Here is a 16,334-nt window from a genome sequence, read left to right as displayed (position 1 = left end):
CGGCAGGGAAGGCTCATGAACCGTCCATCCGTGTACCTCGCCGTATGTCTTGCCGTCAGTGCGGCTGTCTCGACGCGGCCGGCGCTCAGCGCCGAGTCGCCGTTCGAGCCGGGGCTGATGCGGCTGGCGGAGGTTCTGGGATCGCTGCATTTCCTGCGCAATTTGTGCGGGGAAAAAGGCGATCAGTGGCGCGTCGAAATGCAGAAGCTGCTCGATTCGGAAAATCCGGATGCCGAGCGACGCGCCCGCTTCATCGCCAGCTTCAATCGCGGCTACCGCTCCTTCGACGGCACCTATACGCAGTGCACGGCCTCGGCAACCGAAGCCATCAGCCGCTACATGAAGGAAGGCGAGACGCTGTCACGTGACATCGCTTCGCGTTACGGAAACTAGGCATTCCGAACTGCTCATCAACAAGTATCCGAGCCACCACTGGCTCGAGCGGACATATACGGCTTGTGCCGGACGATATGTTGGTGCAATCCTGATGTTGCTCTTCTGCAACAGTATTAACGAAACGTTACCGCACGAATGCGGAATTAACTCAAACTGAAGGTTTTCGCCCCGCAGGCCTCCCTAATCGGCTAAGTTTGACCCGAGCTGAATGCAGCTTCGCACAAGGCAATCGGGCTCTGTGAAAGACGATCAAAAAAATGTCGTATTTACAGATACTTGCTTGACCCTGCGTGTGAAATGAACAGATCAGGCCCCGATCCACATCGACGGATTGCTGCTTGAAAGGGTGGACATCGCATATGGAACATGGTGTCAACGACATCGACGCGCTGGTCAGGGAAGAAAAACGCCTGACCGCCGTGGAAAGCCACAGCGAAGCCTGGGCGGAAGGTCTCTCCGCCGGCATAGAGCCCGAAATCATTGCCGAAGCAGCGCTTGAGACGGCGTTCGGCGAGATGCTGCGTGCCAATGGCGAGACCTCGGCCCTTGCCCTGCTCGACCGTATGCGTGAAAAGGTGATTGCTGGCGCCTTCGAACCTGAACGGCTGCGGCACTGAACCGACGTCCGGTTCTTTGACGATATGCCGCTCGGGCATGATGCCCGGAATCAAGGAGAAGCGGGCAGTGAATTTTTCGATGTCAGGCAAGCCGCGTGGCTTGGTCCTTTGCATCTGCTTCGCCGCTTGCTGTGCCGCGATTCCCTTGGTTGTATGCCTCGCGAGCAGTCCCGCTTATGCGCTGAGCGAGATCAAGCGCGAAGAGCTCCCCTCCCCGGTCCAGCCTTCGGCCGACGACGACATGTCGCCGCCCGGAAGCGCCGTGCCGATGCCCGACCCGGTCGGAACGCCGCCTTCGACCAGCCAACCGGCTGCGCCGAACGAGGCCGAGCCCGACAGCCCACCCGACGGCGGCGTGACCAGACCGCGCGTCGATCCGGAGACGCCGATACCCGAGGTCGTCTACGATCTCGACAAACTGCCCGAGCCGGTGCGGCGCATGCACAACCTGATCGTCGAAGCCTGCAAGAGCGGCGACATCGAAAAACTGCGGCCTTTGATCGGCAAGGGCGACAGCACGACGCAATTGTCGCTGACCGACATAGACGGCGACGCCATTGCCTTCCTCAAGGGCCTCTCCGGCGACCCGGAGGGTCAGGAAATCCTGGCCATCCTGGAGGAAGTGCTCGATGCCGGCTACGTCCACCTCGATGCCGGCACGCCGGAAGAGCTCTATGTGTGGCCGTATTTCTTCGCGCTGCCGTTGGACAAGCTCGACGCCAAGCAGCGGGTTGAGCTGTTCAAGATCGTCACCGCCGGCGACTTCGATGACATGAAGCAGTTCGGCGCCTACATCTTCTACCGCGTCGGCATCACACCCGCCGGGCAATGGACCTTCTTCGTCGCCGGGGACTGATTCTTCCGCAATAGCCGGCGGCGTGGTTCAAGCCGAATGCCCCTTGGCCCACGGCGATTTTGCGGATCGCCTTCCAGCGCCGTCGAAACAGCTAACCCGCCAGTGCCTCGGAGAACTCCACCGCCCTGCCCTGGCTTGGCGTGACGATTTCGCCCTCCCACATGACGCGGCGGCCGCGAATGACGGCGCCGATCGGCCAACCGGTGACTTGCTTGCCATCATAGGGCGTCCAACCGGCTTTCGACCCTGCCTGCGCATTGGTGATGGTCTCGCGCCGCTTCATGTCGACAATGGTGAAGTCGGCATCGTAACCGGCGGCGATGCGGCCTTTTCTTGCCATGCCGAAGATACGCTGCGGGCCGTGGCTGGACAGGTCGACGAAGCGCTGCAGGGTCAACCGGCCGGCATTGACGTGGTCGAGCATGATCGGCACCAGCGTCTGCACGCCGGTCATCCCCGACGGCGACGCCGGATACGGCTTTGCCTTCTCGGCCAGCGTGTGGGGGGCGTGGTCGGAGCCGAGCACGTCGACAATGCCTTGCACAATGCCATGCCAGACGCCGTCGCGATGGCGCGCGGCGCGCACCGGCGGATTCATCTGAATGAGCGTGCCGAGCCGCGCGTAATCGTCCGCCGACAGCGTCAGATGATGAGGCGTCGCCTCGCAGGTCGCGACATCCTTGTGCTGTTCGAGGAACACAATTTCCTCGGCTGTCGAGATATGCAGCACGTGGATGCGGGCGCGAACGTTTCTTGCGATGCGCACCAGCCGCTCGGTGCAGCGCAAGGCGGCGATCTCGTCGCGCCAGACCGGGTGCGATGAAGGATCACCTTCGATGCGTTCGCCAAGGCGCTCGCGCAGCCGGAACTCGTCCTCCGAATGAAAGGCGGCGCGGCGGCGCGTGTTCCTCAGGATCGAAGCGACGCCCTCGTCGTCCTCGACCAGCAGGTCGCCGGTCGACGAGCCCATGAAAACCTTGATCCCCGCAGCGCCCGGCAGCCGCTCAAGCTCGCCGACATCCCTGGCGTTCTCACGGGTGCCGCCGACCCAGAAGGCGAAATCGCAATGCATGCGACCGCTGCCACGCCGGACCTTGTCGGCAAGCGCTGCCTCGCTGGTGGTCAGCGGATTGGTGTTGGGCATCTCGAACACGGCGGTGACGCCGCCAAGCACCGCCGCGCGAGAGCCCGTTTCCAGGTCTTCCTTGTGCTCCAGTCCCGGCTCGCGAAAGTGCACCTGGCTGTCGATGACACCTGGCAGGATATGCAGGCCGCGGCAGTCGATCGTCTCGCCGGCCGACGCGTGTGAGAGATCACCTATGGTGGCGATGCGCCCGCCCCGAACGCCGATGTCGCGAAGACCTTCGCCATCATGGTTGACCACGATGCCGCCTGTCAGGATGAGGTCGTAGGTCGTGGCCATATGGGTCCAGTCTCTTGCAGGGGGAGTGCCAGCGGCTTACGTAAAGGCCGACCGTTTTGCAAGATCAGGTTCAGTTCCCGCCAATGCCCTTCGCCCTGCTGAAAGACCGCGCCCTCATTTCCGTGTCCGGCCCGGATGCCGAGCATTTTCTGCAGAACATAGTGACCACCGATCTCGATGCACTCGGCGCCGGCGAAGCAAAGCCGGGTGCCCTGCTTTCGCCGCAAGGCAAGATCCTGTTCGATTTCCTGATCTCGCGCGCCGGCGAGAATGTCTTCCTGCTCGAATGCCGCGCCGACATGGCAGGCGATTTCGTGCGCCGGCTGACACTCTACAAACTGCGCGCCAAGGCCGAGATAACCAAGGCCGATCAGGCGCTTGTCGCCGTTGCGTGGGGAAACGAGTCAACGACCTCGCAGTTTGATTCAGCGGCGGTGGTCGACCGACGCTTCCCCGACGATGTCGTTACCCGCTCCTATGGCAATGCCGCGGCGAGCGGCGACGCCACTGCGTGGCAGGCCTTTCGTATCGCCCACGGCATTGCCGAAAGTGGGGCCGACTACGCGCTCGGCGATGCATTCCCGCATGATGTGCTGCTCGACGAAACGGGCGGTGTCGGCTTCAAGAAGGGTTGCTACATCGGCCAGGAGGTCGTTTCGCGCATGCAGCATCGCGGCACGGCCAGGCGGCGCGTTTTGATCGTCCAGGCGGTGCTTCCCCTGGCCGCCGCGGGCACCGAGCTCACCGTCGACGGACGGGCGGTAGGCTTGCTCGGTTCGAATGCCGGCACGACTGGGCTTGCCATTGCCCGCATCGACAGGGTCAAGGCGGCGCTCGACGCCGGCCTGCCGATCATCGCGGGAGACGTCCCGGTTACGGTGGCCATTCCCGGCTGGGCGAAGTTCACCTTCCCGCAGGAAGCCGTCAGCGCGGAGGAAGCCTGATGGCGGCCGATCGCGTCGGCGCGCCGCCGCGCGCCTGGCAGCGCATGCTGTCGGGGCGCCGGCTCGACCTGCTCGACCCCTCGCCGCTCGACATCGAAATATCCGACATTGCGCATGGGCTCGCCCGCGTCGCCCGCTGGAACGGCCAGACCAGTGGTGAGCATGCGTTTTCGGTTGCCCAGCACTCGCTGCTGGTCGAAGCGCTGTTTTGCGACCTGATGCCTGCGGCTTCCGCCGACGCCCGGCTGGCGGCGCTGCTGCACGACGCGCCCGAATATGTCATCGGCGACATGATCTCACCGTTCAAGTCGGTGATGGGCGGCAGCTACAAGGACTGCGAGTTGCGATTGCAGCGCGCCATTCATTTGCGCTTCTCGCTGCCACCGGAACCAACCGCGGCGCTGCGCAAGGAAATCAAGCACGCCGACCAGATCGCCGCCTATTTCGAGGCAACGCTGCTTGCCGGCTTTTCGACCGCCGAGGCGACCGAGTTCTTTGGCCGTCCGCGCGGTTTCAACGCCGACCGCTTCGACTTCACGCCACGCTCCGTAACCTGGGCACAGAATGCGTTCCTGAAGCGCTTTTCCGCGATCGAGAAGTCGCGCGGTCAGGTTCCAGCACCCGCAGTCAGCTGAGAACGCTAAATTAACCGCCGGCGACCACAGTATCCCGTTCAATCACGAACCGCAGGCGCGCTTCATGCCCGTCGTTGATGCCAAGGATGGTTCGGCCGTCCCGAAACGGGGAGCCGAAGGCGTGGATCGTTCGCGCCACATGGAAGACGAACTGCGCGAACAGAACGAACGTTTTTCGGCCGCTGTCGAGAACATGTCGCACGGGCTGTGCATGTTCGACGCCGACGAGCGCATGATCATCTGCAACCGCAACTACCTCGACATCTTTTGTCTCGACGCCAGCGTGATCCGACCCGGCATCCGGTTCCTCGACATCCTGCGGCACAGCGTCGACATCGGGATTGCCTCGCAAAGCGCCGATGAGCTCTACGCCATCCGCAAGCCCTATATCGACCAGGCCAGACCCTCGACCTACGAGGAGACGCTGTCCGATGGTCGCATCGTCAACATCTCGCATCGCCCGCTGGCTTCAGGCGGCTGGGTCTCGATCTACGAGGACATCACCGAGCAGCGACGCGCCCAACAGGATCTCAAGGAACAGCACCGCCGCTTCGACGCGGCGCTCGCCAACATGTCGCAAGGGCTGCTGATGTACGACGCCGACGGCAGGCTGATCGTGTGCAACGGGCGTTTTCTGGAACTCTACAACGTCACCGCGGCGGACTTCCCGCTCGGAACGACGCATCGCGACGCGCTCGAACGATTGCTGGAACTCGGCATCTATACGAAGATCGACGTCGACAGCGAAGTCGCCAAAACCGAGGCCTGCCTGGTGGCGGCAAAAATGCATTCGACGTATCGCCATCTTACCGACGGCAGGACGGTTCTGGTCACGCGTCAGCCAATGAGCGGCGGCGGCTGGGTGGCGACCTTCGACGATGTCACCGAACGCCGCCGCACTGAAGAGCGCATGACCCACCTTGCGCACCACGATACGCTGACCGGACTGCCCAACCGCTCGATGTTTCGCGAACGGCTCCACCTTGCGCTGGAGGACGCCGCGGCCACGCCCTTGGCAATTTTCTCGCTCGATCTGGACCGCTTCAAGGCCGTCAACGACACCTGGGGACATCCGGCCGGCGACTGGCTGTTGAAAAGCGTGGCCGAGAGGCTGCAGCGTTGCCTACATAATGAAACGGACATCGTCGCCCGTTTTGGCGGCGACGAATTCGTCATCGTCCAGTTCAATTTCAAAGGCATCGCCCATGCTGAAAACCTGGCGAAACGCATCGTCGAGGCAATCGCAAAACCGTTTCGCGACAAGAACCGGGACATGCATGTCGGCATCAGCCTGGGCATCTCCGTTTTCCCCGACGACGGCAGCGACGCCGATACTCTGCTGAAAAACGCCGACACGGCGCTCTATCGGGCGAAGAGCGAAGGGCGCAACCTGTATCGCTTCTTCGAGCCCGGAATGGACGCCATGGTGCAGGCCCGCCGGGCGCTTGAGGTCGACCTCGAGACAGCGCTGCCGCGCCAGGAATTCGATCTCGATTTCCAGCCCCTCATGAACATAGAATCCGGTGAGATCATCGGCGCGGAGGCCCTGATGCGCTGGCATTCGCCAGCACGCGGCACGGTGGCGCCGGACGAGTTCATTCCGGTCGCCGAGGAAACCGGACTGATCGTGCCACTTGGCGAGTGGGCCCTGAGGAAGGCCTGCGCGGCGGCGGCAAGCTGGCCTGCCGGCGTGCGCATCGCGGTCAATGTCTCCGCCGTGCAGCTCAAAAGCGGCGGTTTCGCCCGCAGCGTCATCTCGGCGCTGGCCTTTTCCGGCGTGCCGGCCGGCCAGCTGGAACTGGAGATCACCGAAACCGTCCTGATGGACGAGAGCGAGACCGTGCTGAAGACGCTGCGTCAGTTGCGTGAGCTCGGCATCCGCATCGCGCTGGATGATTTCGGCACCGGCTATTCCTCGCTTGGTTATCTCAGGCGTTTTCCCGTCGACAAGATCAAGATCGACCGTTCGTTCATTCACGACCTGGGCAATCGCGACACCGCGGCGATCGTTCGCACCATCATCGGGCTGGGTGCCGAACTCGGCATCACTGTCACCGCCGAGGGTGTCGAGACCGAGGCGCAGCTCGACATCCTGCGCGGCAATGGCTGTGTCGAGGCGCAGGGCTATCTCATCGGCGTCCCGTCAAAGGCGGCGGACATTCAGCGTCTGTTGAAATCGCGCGCCTTGCACAGCCAGATCGGTTAGGACCGACCTCGTCAGCGCAGTGTCTCGATATACTTGCCGTGGAAGCTCACATAGCCCGGTTCGACGACCTTCAGATGCCGTTCTATCAGCGCATGAAACTCCGGCAGTTGATGAAACGGCACGCCGGGATAGGCATGATGCTCGGCATGGAAAGGCATATTCCACGCCAGCTTGCGCACAAACCAGTTCGTCAGCGTGGTCCGTGTGTTCTCCAGCATGTTGGCGACGAGGGGACAACGGCCGTGCTCGGCGAGCAGATAGAGCCGCAGAAACGGCTGCCCGAGCAAGGCCGGCACGATCCAGACATAGAGAAGCACGGTAAGCCGGAAATACACGGCGAGCAAAATGACGACCGCGTAGAAGGCAGTCATGGCGCGCGCCTCGACGCGCACCTTATGGTGGCCTTTTGCCGGAACGTAGCTTTGCCGGCCTCGATCCATCGCATTGGCATACAGCGTCTTCAGGTGCCCCCACCACAACGGGATGCCTGATATGTGGATCAGATATTGCCGCAAGGTTTCCGGTTTGGGGAAGGCCAGCTCCGGATCGTTCCGTGGGTCCTGCGTGTATCGATGGTGGGCGAAATGGAAGTAGCGGAACCAGTCGGCCGGCAGCGCGATCGCCAGGCTGCACACCCGCGCCACGGTATCATTCAGCCATTGCGTCTCAAAAGCCGTGCGATGAACCGTCTCGTGCAGCAGCGTGAACAGGAACACGATCAGGATGCCTTGCGGCAGCATCAGCAAAGGCCAGAACGGCACCTTCGCGGCGATCAGCGATCCAATGATCACGATCGCCCCCCAATGAGCGCCGAGTTGGACCAGACCCGCAACATCCGACTTGGCGGTCAGGCGATTGCGCTCTTCCGGCGTCAAGGATGCAATGATGTCGCGATGGTCCATCGGCCTCGATCCCGGCTTGGATTTGACGAAGCCCACCGTAGCCGATGAAAAAACTTTCCAAAAACGACGATTTCTGCAATTTGGATAAGTTGAGCTTATCTATCTGGCAATCATGGTCGCACTTCCATCCTTAAAAGGACTTCAGGCCTTCGAGGCCGCGGCACGGACGGGCAGTTTTGCCGCGGCGGCGGAAGAGCTTTCGGTCTCGGCCGCCGCCGTCAGCCAACTCATCCGCACGGTGGAGGAGCAGATCGGCCGCAAGCTGTTCCACCGCGTCAACCGTCGTGTCGTCCTTACCGAGGCCGGCGTCGAGATGGTGCCCAGGCTGACCATGGCCTTCCAGGAGATTGGCAGCGTCTCACGCGAACTGGGCGGCGATGCATTCCGCCCGCGCCTGGTGGTCTCGGTACCGCCATCGATGGCCATGGGCTGGCTTTCCCGGCGCCTCACCGGCTTTGTCACAAGCCATGGCGCCGTCGACATATCGCTCAGGGGTGATGACGATCCGGTATCGTTCGACCGTGAACTGATCGACATCAGGCTCTCCTACGGCCCGCACTATCGCGAACACCCGACCGAGGACATTGTCCGTGACGCCGTCTACCCCGTGTGTGCGCCCAGGCTCGCCCACGCGACCGAACCCGACAGCCTCGGCGGCCTGCCGCTCATCCATACCGACTGGGGACCGACCGGTGCATCCTTTCCGTCCTGGCGCAACTGGTTCGAGGCGGCCGGCATCGAGCCGGGCCGGGCAGCGCAGCGGGGCCTCTCGGCCAACTCCTCGCGGGCAGCACTCGACCTTGCCATTTCGGGGTTGGGTGTAGCGTTGGCGCAAGGCATCTATTGTGCCGAAGCGATGGAGGACGGCAGGCTGGTCCGACCCCTCGGCCGGGCGCTGGAGCTGCGCCAGCCCTATTGCCTGACGATCCCGGAGCGGAGCGCGAGGCGCGACGTCGTCGAGGCCTTCCGTGATTGGCTGATCAACGAATGCCGGCGCGCAGTGGGCTCGCCGGCGCTCCGTTGACCCGCCAGGCGGCAAGGGTCAGAGGTGACCGCTCAACGCCCCCACCATGTCCTTGCTCGTCGCCACGGGAACGATCTCGAATTCCACCAGATCCGCCCATTCGATGACCCAGCGTTGCAGCAGTGTGACGTCGTCGGTCTCCACCAGCATGAAGCAGCGGCTCATATCCGCCGCGATCCAGCTGTGGTGCACGACAAGCTCATCCGGCTTCAGGCGGCCCCGATCGCGAAAGCGGCGATAGATATCCTTGCGATCGCAGCCGGTGAAATCCTCGATCACGATGAACTGCATGTTTCCCCCTCGGTTGAAACTGTTATCGCCCCGGCCGGTCCAGCCGCTCCAGGAACCACTGCGTCAGCCGCACCCAGACCTCGTCCTTCTCGCCGGAATCCTCCCAGCCATGGTCGAGGTTCGGATTGTCGTTGACCTCGATGACGAAGACGCCGTCCTTGGTCTCCTTGAGGTCGACGCCGTACAGGCCATCGCCGATGCAGCGCGCTGCCTTAACCGCAGTCTCGACGACATGCGCCGGCGTTTCCTTCAGCGTGAAGGTCTTGATGCCGCCCTGGTCCGGCTTGCCGTTGGCCTTGTGGTTGACGATCTGCCAGTGCTTCTTGGCCATCAGATAATGCACGGCAAAAAGCGGCTGGCCGCCGAGCACGCCAACGCGCCAGTCATATTCGGTCGGAATGAATTTCTGCGCGATCAGGAGATCGGAATCCTCCAGCCATTCGGTGGCGAGTGTCTTCAGCTCCTCGAAGTTGGCGCATTTCTTGACACCACGCGAGAATGAGGAATCCGGGATCTTCAGCACCAGCGGAAAGCCCAGCGTCTGCGCTGCCACCTCGAGATCCGACGTACCGGCAATCATCACCGTCGGCGGCACCGGCACCTTGTTGTAGGCCATCAACTCGTTGAGATAGACCTTGTTGGTGCAGCGGATCATCGACAGCGGGTCGTCGATGACAGGCATGCCTTCCTGCTGGGCGCGGCGGGCGAAGCGATAGGTGTGGTTGGAGATCGACGTGGTTTCGCGGATGAACAGAGCGTCGTAATTGGCAAGCTTGGCCAGGTCCTTCTTGGTGATCGGCTCGATCTCGACCCCCATCTTTTCGGCGATCTTGGCCCAATAGCGCAGCGACGAAATCTCCGACGGCGGCAATTCCTCATGCGGATCGACCAGCGTGGCGAAGGTGTAGCGCGCCGGCGTGCGGCCCTTGGTGTCGCGCCACTCGCGGTTGGTGTAGGTCTCCAGGCACTGGATGAAGCTTTTTTCTTCGTCCTCGGTCATCCGCGCCAGCGGGTGGAAGCCGATCTTGCGGATCGAGGCCCATTCAGCGCTGTCCTTGATGTGGACTTCGAGCGCCGGCGCCCGGAACCAGTCGAACAACAGCTTGGCGAAACGGTCCCAGACCTTGGACGGGCCGATGCCGAAGAAGATGCAGACCTTTGCCGGAAAGGCGCCACCGAGATCCTTGCGGCACTTGTTGAGCGCCAGTTCCAGTTCCGGCAATGCATGCTCGTAGAGCTTGCGTTCCGACAGGTCGATCATCGTCTCGACGGTCGGAATGACCTTGTGGCCGCGCGAGCCCGCCAGCAACGAGGCATAATAGCCGCGGCTCTGATAGGCGTAATTGTTCGACAGGTTGATGACCTTCGGCCGCTGGCCGCGAAACAGCGACGGATGCGCGAGATAGTCACGGTTGGTGATGATCTTGTGCGGTGTTGCCACCTGGTCGAGGTCGCTTTGCCGGCCGGTAAGGATGACCCAGGTCATTGTCTGTCGCGCTTCCCCAGAGTTATGGCCGCACGCAGCCCGTCGCGGCCGAACTGCGCCATGTTCATGAAGATGCCGTAGGGCACCGGAATGTTGGCGGCATCAAGGATGGTTTCTTGCCTTTCGTCCTCGACCCAGGGATCGTGGATCAAGATATGGTCGCCGTCGTCGCCGATGGCCAGCACCCAGTGCGGCACCTTCTTGCCGAACATAAGGAAGCCGCTGATCAGCACCAGCACCAGTTTCCCCCCAGCGATCGCATCACGAATGTCGTCGATGGTGAACGGACGGTAATTCACCGGGATGCCGTATTGTTCCGCGCGGCGGCGAAAGTCGACCTGGGCCAGTTCCATCACCCGGCGCTTGTCCTCGCTGCGCACCGATTGCAGGAACAGGGCGCCGTAGAACGAAACGTAGATCTCCGCCGCGAGCCCGCTTTCATAACCCGAGACAGCGAGGCCGAACGGCTCGCAACCACCAGGTCCCGACATCATGAACACGGTCGTTGCCTCGCGCCACAGGCGGATTTCCATGATCGGATCCGGTACGAAGTCGCGGTCGAAATTGGCCATCGCCATCATCAGGCAGCATGGGCCGCAGGTGAATTCGCAGGTCTGCTGGTAGAACGGCACCTTGGTGGCGATCGGAACATCGCCGCGCAAGGTCTTTTCATAGCGAAGCGCCGTCTGGCCGTCCTCGTAGTAACCGGGTTCACGGCCGATCTTGCGATAACCACCCTGCTCGTAGATGCGGATGGCACGGCTGTTGTCCTCGCGCACCTCCAGACGCAACATCATGCGGCCATGTTCGAAGGCTGCGTCTTCCGCGGCCCCGAGCAACTGGCGGCCGACACCGAGCCCTCCGAAGAAAGGTCCGGTGGCGATGGAATAGAGTCGTGCCACACCGCTGCCCTTGCGAAACAGTACGATCGCATAGCCGGCAATGCGGCCATCGACTTCGGCGACCAGCGTCTCGGCGGTCTCGCGCTCGATGAACAGGCGGAAGGAGCGGCGGGAAATGCGATCGCTCGAGAAAACAGCTTTCTCGATGGCGGCGAGATCATCGACGTCAGACGCGCGGGCCGTGCGGATCTCGGCAGGCATGCGGCTTAAGAAAACCCCGATTTCGTTGCCGAAACGGCCCCGGCCAAAGACGCCGTAAACACCGGCCGAAGCGCCGGTATTCATCAAGCGCTATCGCACCTTGATTAGGGCCGAATTGTGACAGGTTCCGTGGCGGTAAGTAAGTGCGGGGGCTTTGAACGGGATTGCCGTTTTGAGAGGCCGCGGCTGCGGAAAAGTGCAACCGACTCAGCTCGCGAGACCTGCCAAAAGCTGGCCATAGGCGCTCTTGGCCACGACCGCCAATTGCTCGCGCGGCAGCGAACCGACGACGGCGCAGCCATAGCCCTTGTCCAGCCAGTAGACGGCCTGCGGGCCGTCCTGCGCCGCCATGTAGGTGCCCTTGGCATTCTCGGTCGATTCCGTGGTGACGAAGAGCGATATGCGCTCGCCTTTGTCGTCCTCGTAGAGCAGCATCGCGGCCTTGCTTTCGCCGGCCGGCAGCAACCGGCCGCCGACCAGTTGAAAACCGTTCGCGGTCAGATCCGGCGCCACCAGCTTCAACCCAACCCGGTTGGACAGCCAGGTCTGCAGATGATCCTTGTCGCTGGCCGGCACTTCCACCGCATGGCGCTTTTCGGCGGCATAGATGACATGGGCGGCAATCGCCTGTTCGGCGAGCCGATCCTCCGCCTGGTCTTCCTGTCCGATGCCGTCGATGCCGGCAAGATAGCCACTGAGCCCGCCGGCGACCAGAAGCACGGCCGCAGCGGCAGAAAGCCACCAGCGCGAGCGCGCCACCGCAGCCTTGACCGGCGTCTCGCCAAGCACGACCTTGCGCAACCGCACCGGGACGGTCTCGTCCAGCACGCCGGCGAAGGCGGCCTGCAATGCCGCCCGGTCGGCGGTGAAGCGCGTGCTCCTGGCCTTCATTTCGGGATTGGCTTCGAGCCAGGCATCGTAAGCGGTGCGCTCATCGGCTGGCAGCTCGCCATCGAGCGCCATGTGGATGTCACGTTCGGAAAAATCGCGACGGATCATTTCTCGACGATCCTTATTGCGCGGCGGCGTGCCGTGTCGTCCAGCAGCCCGCGCAGTTCCTCACGCCCGCGCGCGATGCGCGACATCAGCGTGCCCGCGGGCACACCGAGAATGTTGGCGGCTTCGGCGTAGGAAAAACCTTCGATGGCGACCATGACGAGAGCCGCGCGGCGGTCGGGGCTGATCGCCTGCAATGCGTCAATGATCTCGCGCGAGGCGATGCTCTCCATCTGCTCGGCCGGCTGAGCGACTGCCTCGCCAGCCTCCAGCGGCAGCATCGCGGCTTCGCCGCGACGGTTCACCTTGCGCATCTGGTCGATGAACAAATGATGCATGATCGTAAACAGCCACCTCCTGGGGCTTTCTCCTGTCTGCCAGTTGTCGAGCCGTACAAGCGCCCGTTCGAGGCAATCCTGGACGAGGTCGTCGGCAGAATCGCGGTCGCGCAAAAGCGAGCGCGCATAGCGGCGCAGACGCGGTATTTCGCCAAGGATCGCTGCCTTCTTTTCGTCCATGACCGCTGGTTCTGAGGTCGCCTCTGTTGAGCCCAATTGAACGCGCCTTCCCGGCGCGGCGCAAGCGGCCAGCGCGAAGCGGTCCGCCGCTCCGGTCACCCAGGCAATCAGATAACGAGCCCATTGGCCGATCTATTCCCGGCCGGACTGAATTTTTATTGTTCTTGCTTGCCTTTATCCATTTTCCTTCGCCGCCCGCGTCAGCAGCCGCTGATAAAACAGGCCGATGCCGATCAAAACCGCGCCGAGGCCAATGAAGGACAGCGCCCTCAGCACGCCTTCCAATTCCGACATGTCGAAGACGAACACTTTCAGCACGGCGATCGAGATGAGCGCGGCCGAGGCGATGCGCAGCACCTGCGACTTCAACCAGACGCCGGCGGTGAGCAGCGCCACGCCGAGGACCAGCCAAAGCGCCGAATAGGTGTAGGTCTCCAACTGGCCAAGGCCGCTCCACAGACCGATAAACTCGCCCTTGAACAGCCGCCTGACCGACAGCGTGGCATAGGCCAGGGCAAGTACGGCCGCCACCACGGCCAGCATCTGCGGATACCATTTCGGCCGCTTGTCCCTGGCGTAGAGCGCCAGCCCCCCGGCAGCGACCGCCGGCAGGAGATAGGCGAGGAACAACAGGTTGAACACCGAGATCCGGCCTGTCGATTCGTCGGTGAACAGCGGATTCAGCACCACGAAATGCCGGATGACGATGAAGGCGACCGAAACCACGCCGGCGGCCATCGAACCATAGCGCAGCACCGAGCTTGGCGACCGCATGTCGATGGCGACCAGGATGGCGCCGGCGCCGATGGCGATCAGCGTGTAGATCGCCTGCTCGGCGAGCGTCATCGCACCCGTGTCGATGACGCCGCCATGCATGGCGTGACGCACCAGCATGGCGAGCGTGAGCAGCGCAAACAGCGCCGCCGCCGCTTCCATGGCGAGGCGCGGCCGGCCATTGGTGGTGCGGGCGAGTTGCCAGGCGGCGAAGCCGAAGGCGAGCGCCGGTATGCCGTAGCCCGGCAGCAGCCAGTTGAAGACCGGTGTCCTGGAGAGAAATTCAGCACCGACGATGGTCGGGTCGAAGGCGACGCGGACAAGCACCGCGATCACCGCGCCGACCGAGATCCAGCCAAGCACCGGATAGGAGCGCCAGCGCGTCGCCAGCGCCGGTACGATGGCCGCAGCACCCAGCAGGATGGTGGTCCAGCCGGAATCGAAAGCCATGTGCAGCATCAAGAGACCGGCTATCGCAGCACCGCCCAAGGCAAACGACACCGCCGCGCCACCCTTGAGCGGCGGCTCTTCGCTGCGCGCGATCCACTCGCCGCCGGCGGCAAAAATCACGACCAGCAGTGTCGCGGCCGCTGCGTAGACAAGATCACGGTCGATGTTGCCGAAGGTGAACCAGAGCGCGAGCAGAATGACCAGTGGCACGATGACGCCCCACGCCCCCCATGAGGCGGCGCGGATCTGTGCCGAGGCAGCGAAGCGGCGCGCGGCCCAGAAGCCGGCGCCGATGAAAATCAGGCCGAGCGCAATGCCGATGCGCAACGTCAAGGCATCGGATACCACCACCGGCTGGCCGTCGACACCCAGAGCATCACTGGAAAAATCCGATGCCACGGACGTCGGTGGGATGATGCCGAGATAGATCAGCACCGTCACCAGTCCGGCCGCGTAAAGCAACGGCAGCGCCAGTGGGCGATAGAGCGCGACGGCCACCATTGCGGCAAGGATCACGGCGCCCGGCAAGGCATCGCCGGCGACGGCGAAGGCCGGGTCGACCGACAGGCCCAGCGCCGAGAATGCGACGAACAGGCCAGGCGCGATGGACGGCCAGTCGAAGGCTTTGGTTGGTCCGGTTTCGTCGTCACGACGGCCGAGCCAGACCAGAGCGAGCACGGCCAGCGTGACGGCATCCATGAACAGGATGGCGGAGAGGTTCGCCCCCGGCGCATCTGTCATGTAGAGGATGGTCCAGATACCGGTGCCGACAAAGGCCGCCGCCATCAGCAATTTCCAGTCGCGCATGCGGGCGATGACGCCGGTGGCGACAAGCACGATCGAGAGATAGCCGAACAGCGCCCAGGGATTGGGCGCCTGCGAGGCGACCAGCATCGGTGTCACCATGGCGCCGATGAGGCCGATGCCGGCCAGCGCCTGGCCATGGACAAGGGCTGCCGCGATCGTCGCCACGCCGATGGCGCCAAGCAGGGTGAAGGCAAGCGCCGGGCCGATGAAGCCGTAAATACCGTGCGCGGCATAGACGGTGCCGAACAGGATGAAAGCGCCCGCCGCCGTCAGGATCGCCGGAATATAGGCGCCGGCGGCACCTTGCACCGGCACCTGGAAGCCGGTGCGGCGAATGAACTCGCCGCCGGCGACCAGCACCAGCCCGAGAACCGCCGCCATGGCGAGCCGCACGCCGGGGCCGAAAATACCGGCTTCGATCGTGTAGCGGATCAGGAACAGGCCGCCCAGCGCCAGCGCGATGCCGCCGACCCAGACCGCCCAGCGGGTGCCAAGCGCGGTTTCGATGTCCGGTTTGCCGGGCGCCTTCGCCGCAGCGGCCGGCTCGGCAGGTTCGGCTGCCTTCGGCTCGCCTGCGGTCCACGGCCCGGGCACGGCCTCGCCGAATGGAGCTTCCGCTTCCATGGCCGGCGCCTGCGCGGTAATCGGCTCGCTCACCGCTGGCGAGGCGATTTCGGCCGCTGACGCAATGGCCGCGGCAGCGTCGGCTGGCCTGCTGTCGATCGCTGATTGTTCAGACGGCGTGGCCACGGGCGGCACGGCGCCGGAAAGGACCAGGCTGCGCAGCGCGCCAAGCTCGCGCTCGATCAGGCCAATGCGGCTCTGCTGGCGCGAAATGATGACGACCAACGCGATGATGGCGACAAGGCCGATCAGGCTTTCAAACATGGCGGTTCCCCCAAACCA

The 16,334-nt window shown here is 63.4% G+C and carries 15 protein-coding genes; 7 read left to right on the top strand and 8 right to left on the bottom strand.

Annotated elements, in window-relative coordinates; genetic code table 11:
* Nucleotides 1-15 precede the first annotated feature (15 nt).
* The 3 genes from NR193_RS04145 to NR193_RS04135 all read left to right on the top strand — a co-directional run bounded on the left by NR193_RS04145 (nucleotide 16) and on the right by NR193_RS04135 (nucleotide 1,869).
* On the top strand, nucleotides 16-393 hold the full coding sequence (locus NR193_RS04145) for a TIGR02301 family protein (RefSeq protein WP_256749602.1): 378 nt from the start codon (nucleotides 16-18) through the stop codon (nucleotides 391-393).
* A 362-nt stretch (nucleotides 394-755) separates the two neighbouring features.
* A complete protein-coding gene (locus tag NR193_RS04140) occupies nucleotides 756-1,013 on the top strand; it encodes a hypothetical protein (protein WP_008874920.1) in 258 nt (85 codons plus the stop codon).
* Nucleotides 1,014-1,080: 67 nt separating this feature from the next.
* Nucleotides 1,081-1,869: a hypothetical protein gene (locus NR193_RS04135; protein WP_256749601.1), complete on the top strand. Its 789-nt coding sequence runs from the start codon at nucleotides 1,081-1,083 to the stop codon at nucleotides 1,867-1,869.
* Between the two features lie 91 nt (nucleotides 1,870-1,960).
* On the opposite strand, the gene NR193_RS04130 is transcribed toward NR193_RS04135, so the two are convergent.
* Nucleotides 1,961-3,292, bottom strand: coding sequence for a dihydroorotase (locus NR193_RS04130; protein WP_256749600.1), 1,332 nt, complete (start codon nucleotides 3,290-3,292; stop codon nucleotides 1,961-1,963).
* Nucleotides 3,293-3,375: 83 nt separating this feature from the next.
* On the opposite strand from NR193_RS04130, the gene NR193_RS04125 reads away from it, so the two are divergent.
* The 3 genes from NR193_RS04125 (at nucleotide 3,376) to NR193_RS04115 (ending at nucleotide 7,077) form a co-directional block, all read left to right on the top strand.
* Nucleotides 3,376-4,236 carry a folate-binding protein YgfZ gene (locus NR193_RS04125; RefSeq protein ID WP_256749599.1) on the top strand — a complete coding sequence of 287 codons (861 nt, stop codon included), beginning with the start codon at nucleotides 3,376-3,378 and terminating at the stop codon, nucleotides 4,234-4,236.
* Nucleotides 4,236-4,871, top strand: a complete 636-nt coding sequence (locus tag NR193_RS04120) for an HD family hydrolase (protein ID WP_256749598.1) — start codon at nucleotides 4,236-4,238, stop codon at nucleotides 4,869-4,871. The genes NR193_RS04125 and NR193_RS04120 overlap by 1 nt, the downstream gene beginning before the upstream one ends.
* A 64-nt stretch (nucleotides 4,872-4,935) precedes the next feature.
* The gene (locus tag NR193_RS04115) at nucleotides 4,936-7,077 is read left to right on the top strand and encodes a bifunctional diguanylate cyclase/phosphodiesterase (protein ID WP_256749597.1); all 2,142 of its coding nucleotides are present in this window, start codon (nucleotides 4,936-4,938) and stop codon (nucleotides 7,075-7,077) included.
* An 11-nt stretch (nucleotides 7,078-7,088) separates the two neighbouring features.
* Here the strand turns inward: NR193_RS04115 and NR193_RS04110 are convergent, their stop codons facing one another.
* Complete coding sequence (locus NR193_RS04110) at nucleotides 7,089-7,979, bottom strand: fatty acid desaturase family protein (RefSeq protein ID WP_256749596.1); 891 nt, start codon at nucleotides 7,977-7,979, stop codon at nucleotides 7,089-7,091.
* A 112-nt stretch (nucleotides 7,980-8,091) separates the two neighbouring features.
* Here NR193_RS04110 and NR193_RS04105 point away from each other — a divergent pair, with 112 nt between their 5' ends.
* The gene (locus NR193_RS04105) at nucleotides 8,092-9,003 is read left to right on the top strand and encodes a LysR substrate-binding domain-containing protein (RefSeq protein WP_256749595.1); all 912 of its coding nucleotides are present in this window, start codon (nucleotides 8,092-8,094) and stop codon (nucleotides 9,001-9,003) included.
* A gap of 18 nt (nucleotides 9,004-9,021) precedes the next feature.
* Here NR193_RS04105 and NR193_RS04100 read toward each other — a convergent pair whose 3' ends face one another.
* The 6 genes from NR193_RS04100 to NR193_RS04075 form a co-directional block, all read right to left on the bottom strand.
* Nucleotides 9,022-9,294, bottom strand: a complete 273-nt coding sequence (locus NR193_RS04100; protein ID WP_256749594.1) for a DUF3303 domain-containing protein — start codon at nucleotides 9,292-9,294, stop codon at nucleotides 9,022-9,024.
* 22 nt (nucleotides 9,295-9,316) lie between these two features.
* Entirely contained in the window at nucleotides 9,317-10,780 is a 1,464-nt protein-coding gene (locus NR193_RS04095) for a RimK family protein (RefSeq protein WP_256749593.1), read from the bottom strand.
* Complete coding sequence (locus NR193_RS04090; RefSeq protein WP_256749828.1) at nucleotides 10,777-11,883, bottom strand: peptidase C39 family protein; 1,107 nt, start codon at nucleotides 11,881-11,883, stop codon at nucleotides 10,777-10,779. Before NR193_RS04090 ends, NR193_RS04095 begins: the two co-directional genes overlap by 4 nt.
* A gap of 207 nt (nucleotides 11,884-12,090) precedes the next feature.
* Complete coding sequence (locus tag NR193_RS04085; RefSeq protein WP_256749592.1) at nucleotides 12,091-12,882, bottom strand: anti-sigma factor; 792 nt, start codon at nucleotides 12,880-12,882, stop codon at nucleotides 12,091-12,093.
* Nucleotides 12,879-13,397, bottom strand: coding sequence for an RNA polymerase sigma factor (locus tag NR193_RS04080; RefSeq protein ID WP_091577120.1), 519 nt, complete (start codon nucleotides 13,395-13,397; stop codon nucleotides 12,879-12,881). Before NR193_RS04080 ends, NR193_RS04085 begins: the two co-directional genes overlap by 4 nt.
* 174 nt (nucleotides 13,398-13,571) lie before the next feature.
* Nucleotides 13,572-16,316 carry a DUF2339 domain-containing protein gene (locus NR193_RS04075; protein WP_256749591.1) on the bottom strand — a complete coding sequence of 915 codons (2,745 nt, stop codon included), beginning with the start codon at nucleotides 16,314-16,316 and terminating at the stop codon, nucleotides 13,572-13,574.
* Nucleotides 16,317-16,334: the final 18 nt, after the last annotated feature.

Origin of the sequence: Mesorhizobium sp. Mes31, from assembly GCF_024519675.1 — a bacterium.
GTDB lineage: Bacteria > Pseudomonadota > Alphaproteobacteria > Rhizobiales > Rhizobiaceae > Mesorhizobium.
The sequence above is the reverse complement of the archived record's forward strand: the minus strand, read 5'-3'. Positions and strand labels throughout refer to the sequence as shown.

Excerpts from the sequence above, each read along its gene's own strand:
- NR193_RS04145 (WP_256749602.1), top strand. The coding sequence starts at position 16 with ATGAACCGTCCATCCGTGTACCTCGCCGTATGTCTTGCCGTCAGTGCG.
- NR193_RS04140 (WP_008874920.1), top strand. The coding sequence starts at position 756 with ATGGAACATGGTGTCAACGACATCGACGCGCTGGTCAGGGAAGAAAAA.
- NR193_RS04130 (WP_256749600.1), bottom strand. The coding sequence starts at position 3,292 with ATGGCCACGACCTACGACCTCATCCTGACAGGCGGCATCGTGGTCAAC.
- NR193_RS04125 (WP_256749599.1), top strand. The coding sequence starts at position 3,376 with ATGCCCTTCGCCCTGCTGAAAGACCGCGCCCTCATTTCCGTGTCCGGC.
- NR193_RS04120 (WP_256749598.1), top strand. The coding sequence starts at position 4,236 with ATGGCGGCCGATCGCGTCGGCGCGCCGCCGCGCGCCTGGCAGCGCATG.
- NR193_RS04115 (WP_256749597.1), top strand. The coding sequence starts at position 4,936 with ATGCCCGTCGTTGATGCCAAGGATGGTTCGGCCGTCCCGAAACGGGGA.
- NR193_RS04110 (WP_256749596.1), bottom strand. The coding sequence starts at position 7,979 with ATGGACCATCGCGACATCATTGCATCCTTGACGCCGGAAGAGCGCAAT.
- NR193_RS04105 (WP_256749595.1), top strand. The coding sequence starts at position 8,092 with ATGGTCGCACTTCCATCCTTAAAAGGACTTCAGGCCTTCGAGGCCGCG.
- NR193_RS04100 (WP_256749594.1), bottom strand. The coding sequence starts at position 9,294 with ATGCAGTTCATCGTGATCGAGGATTTCACCGGCTGCGATCGCAAGGAT.
- NR193_RS04095 (WP_256749593.1), bottom strand. The coding sequence starts at position 10,780 with ATGACCTGGGTCATCCTTACCGGCCGGCAAAGCGACCTCGACCAGGTG.
- NR193_RS04090 (WP_256749828.1), bottom strand. The coding sequence starts at position 11,883 with ATGCCTGCCGAGATCCGCACGGCCCGCGCGTCTGACGTCGATGATCTC.
- NR193_RS04085 (WP_256749592.1), bottom strand. The coding sequence starts at position 12,882 with ATGATCCGTCGCGATTTTTCCGAACGTGACATCCACATGGCGCTCGAT.
- NR193_RS04080 (WP_091577120.1), bottom strand. The coding sequence starts at position 13,397 with ATGGACGAAAAGAAGGCAGCGATCCTTGGCGAAATACCGCGTCTGCGC.
- NR193_RS04075 (WP_256749591.1), bottom strand. The coding sequence starts at position 16,316 with ATGTTTGAAAGCCTGATCGGCCTTGTCGCCATCATCGCGTTGGTCGTC.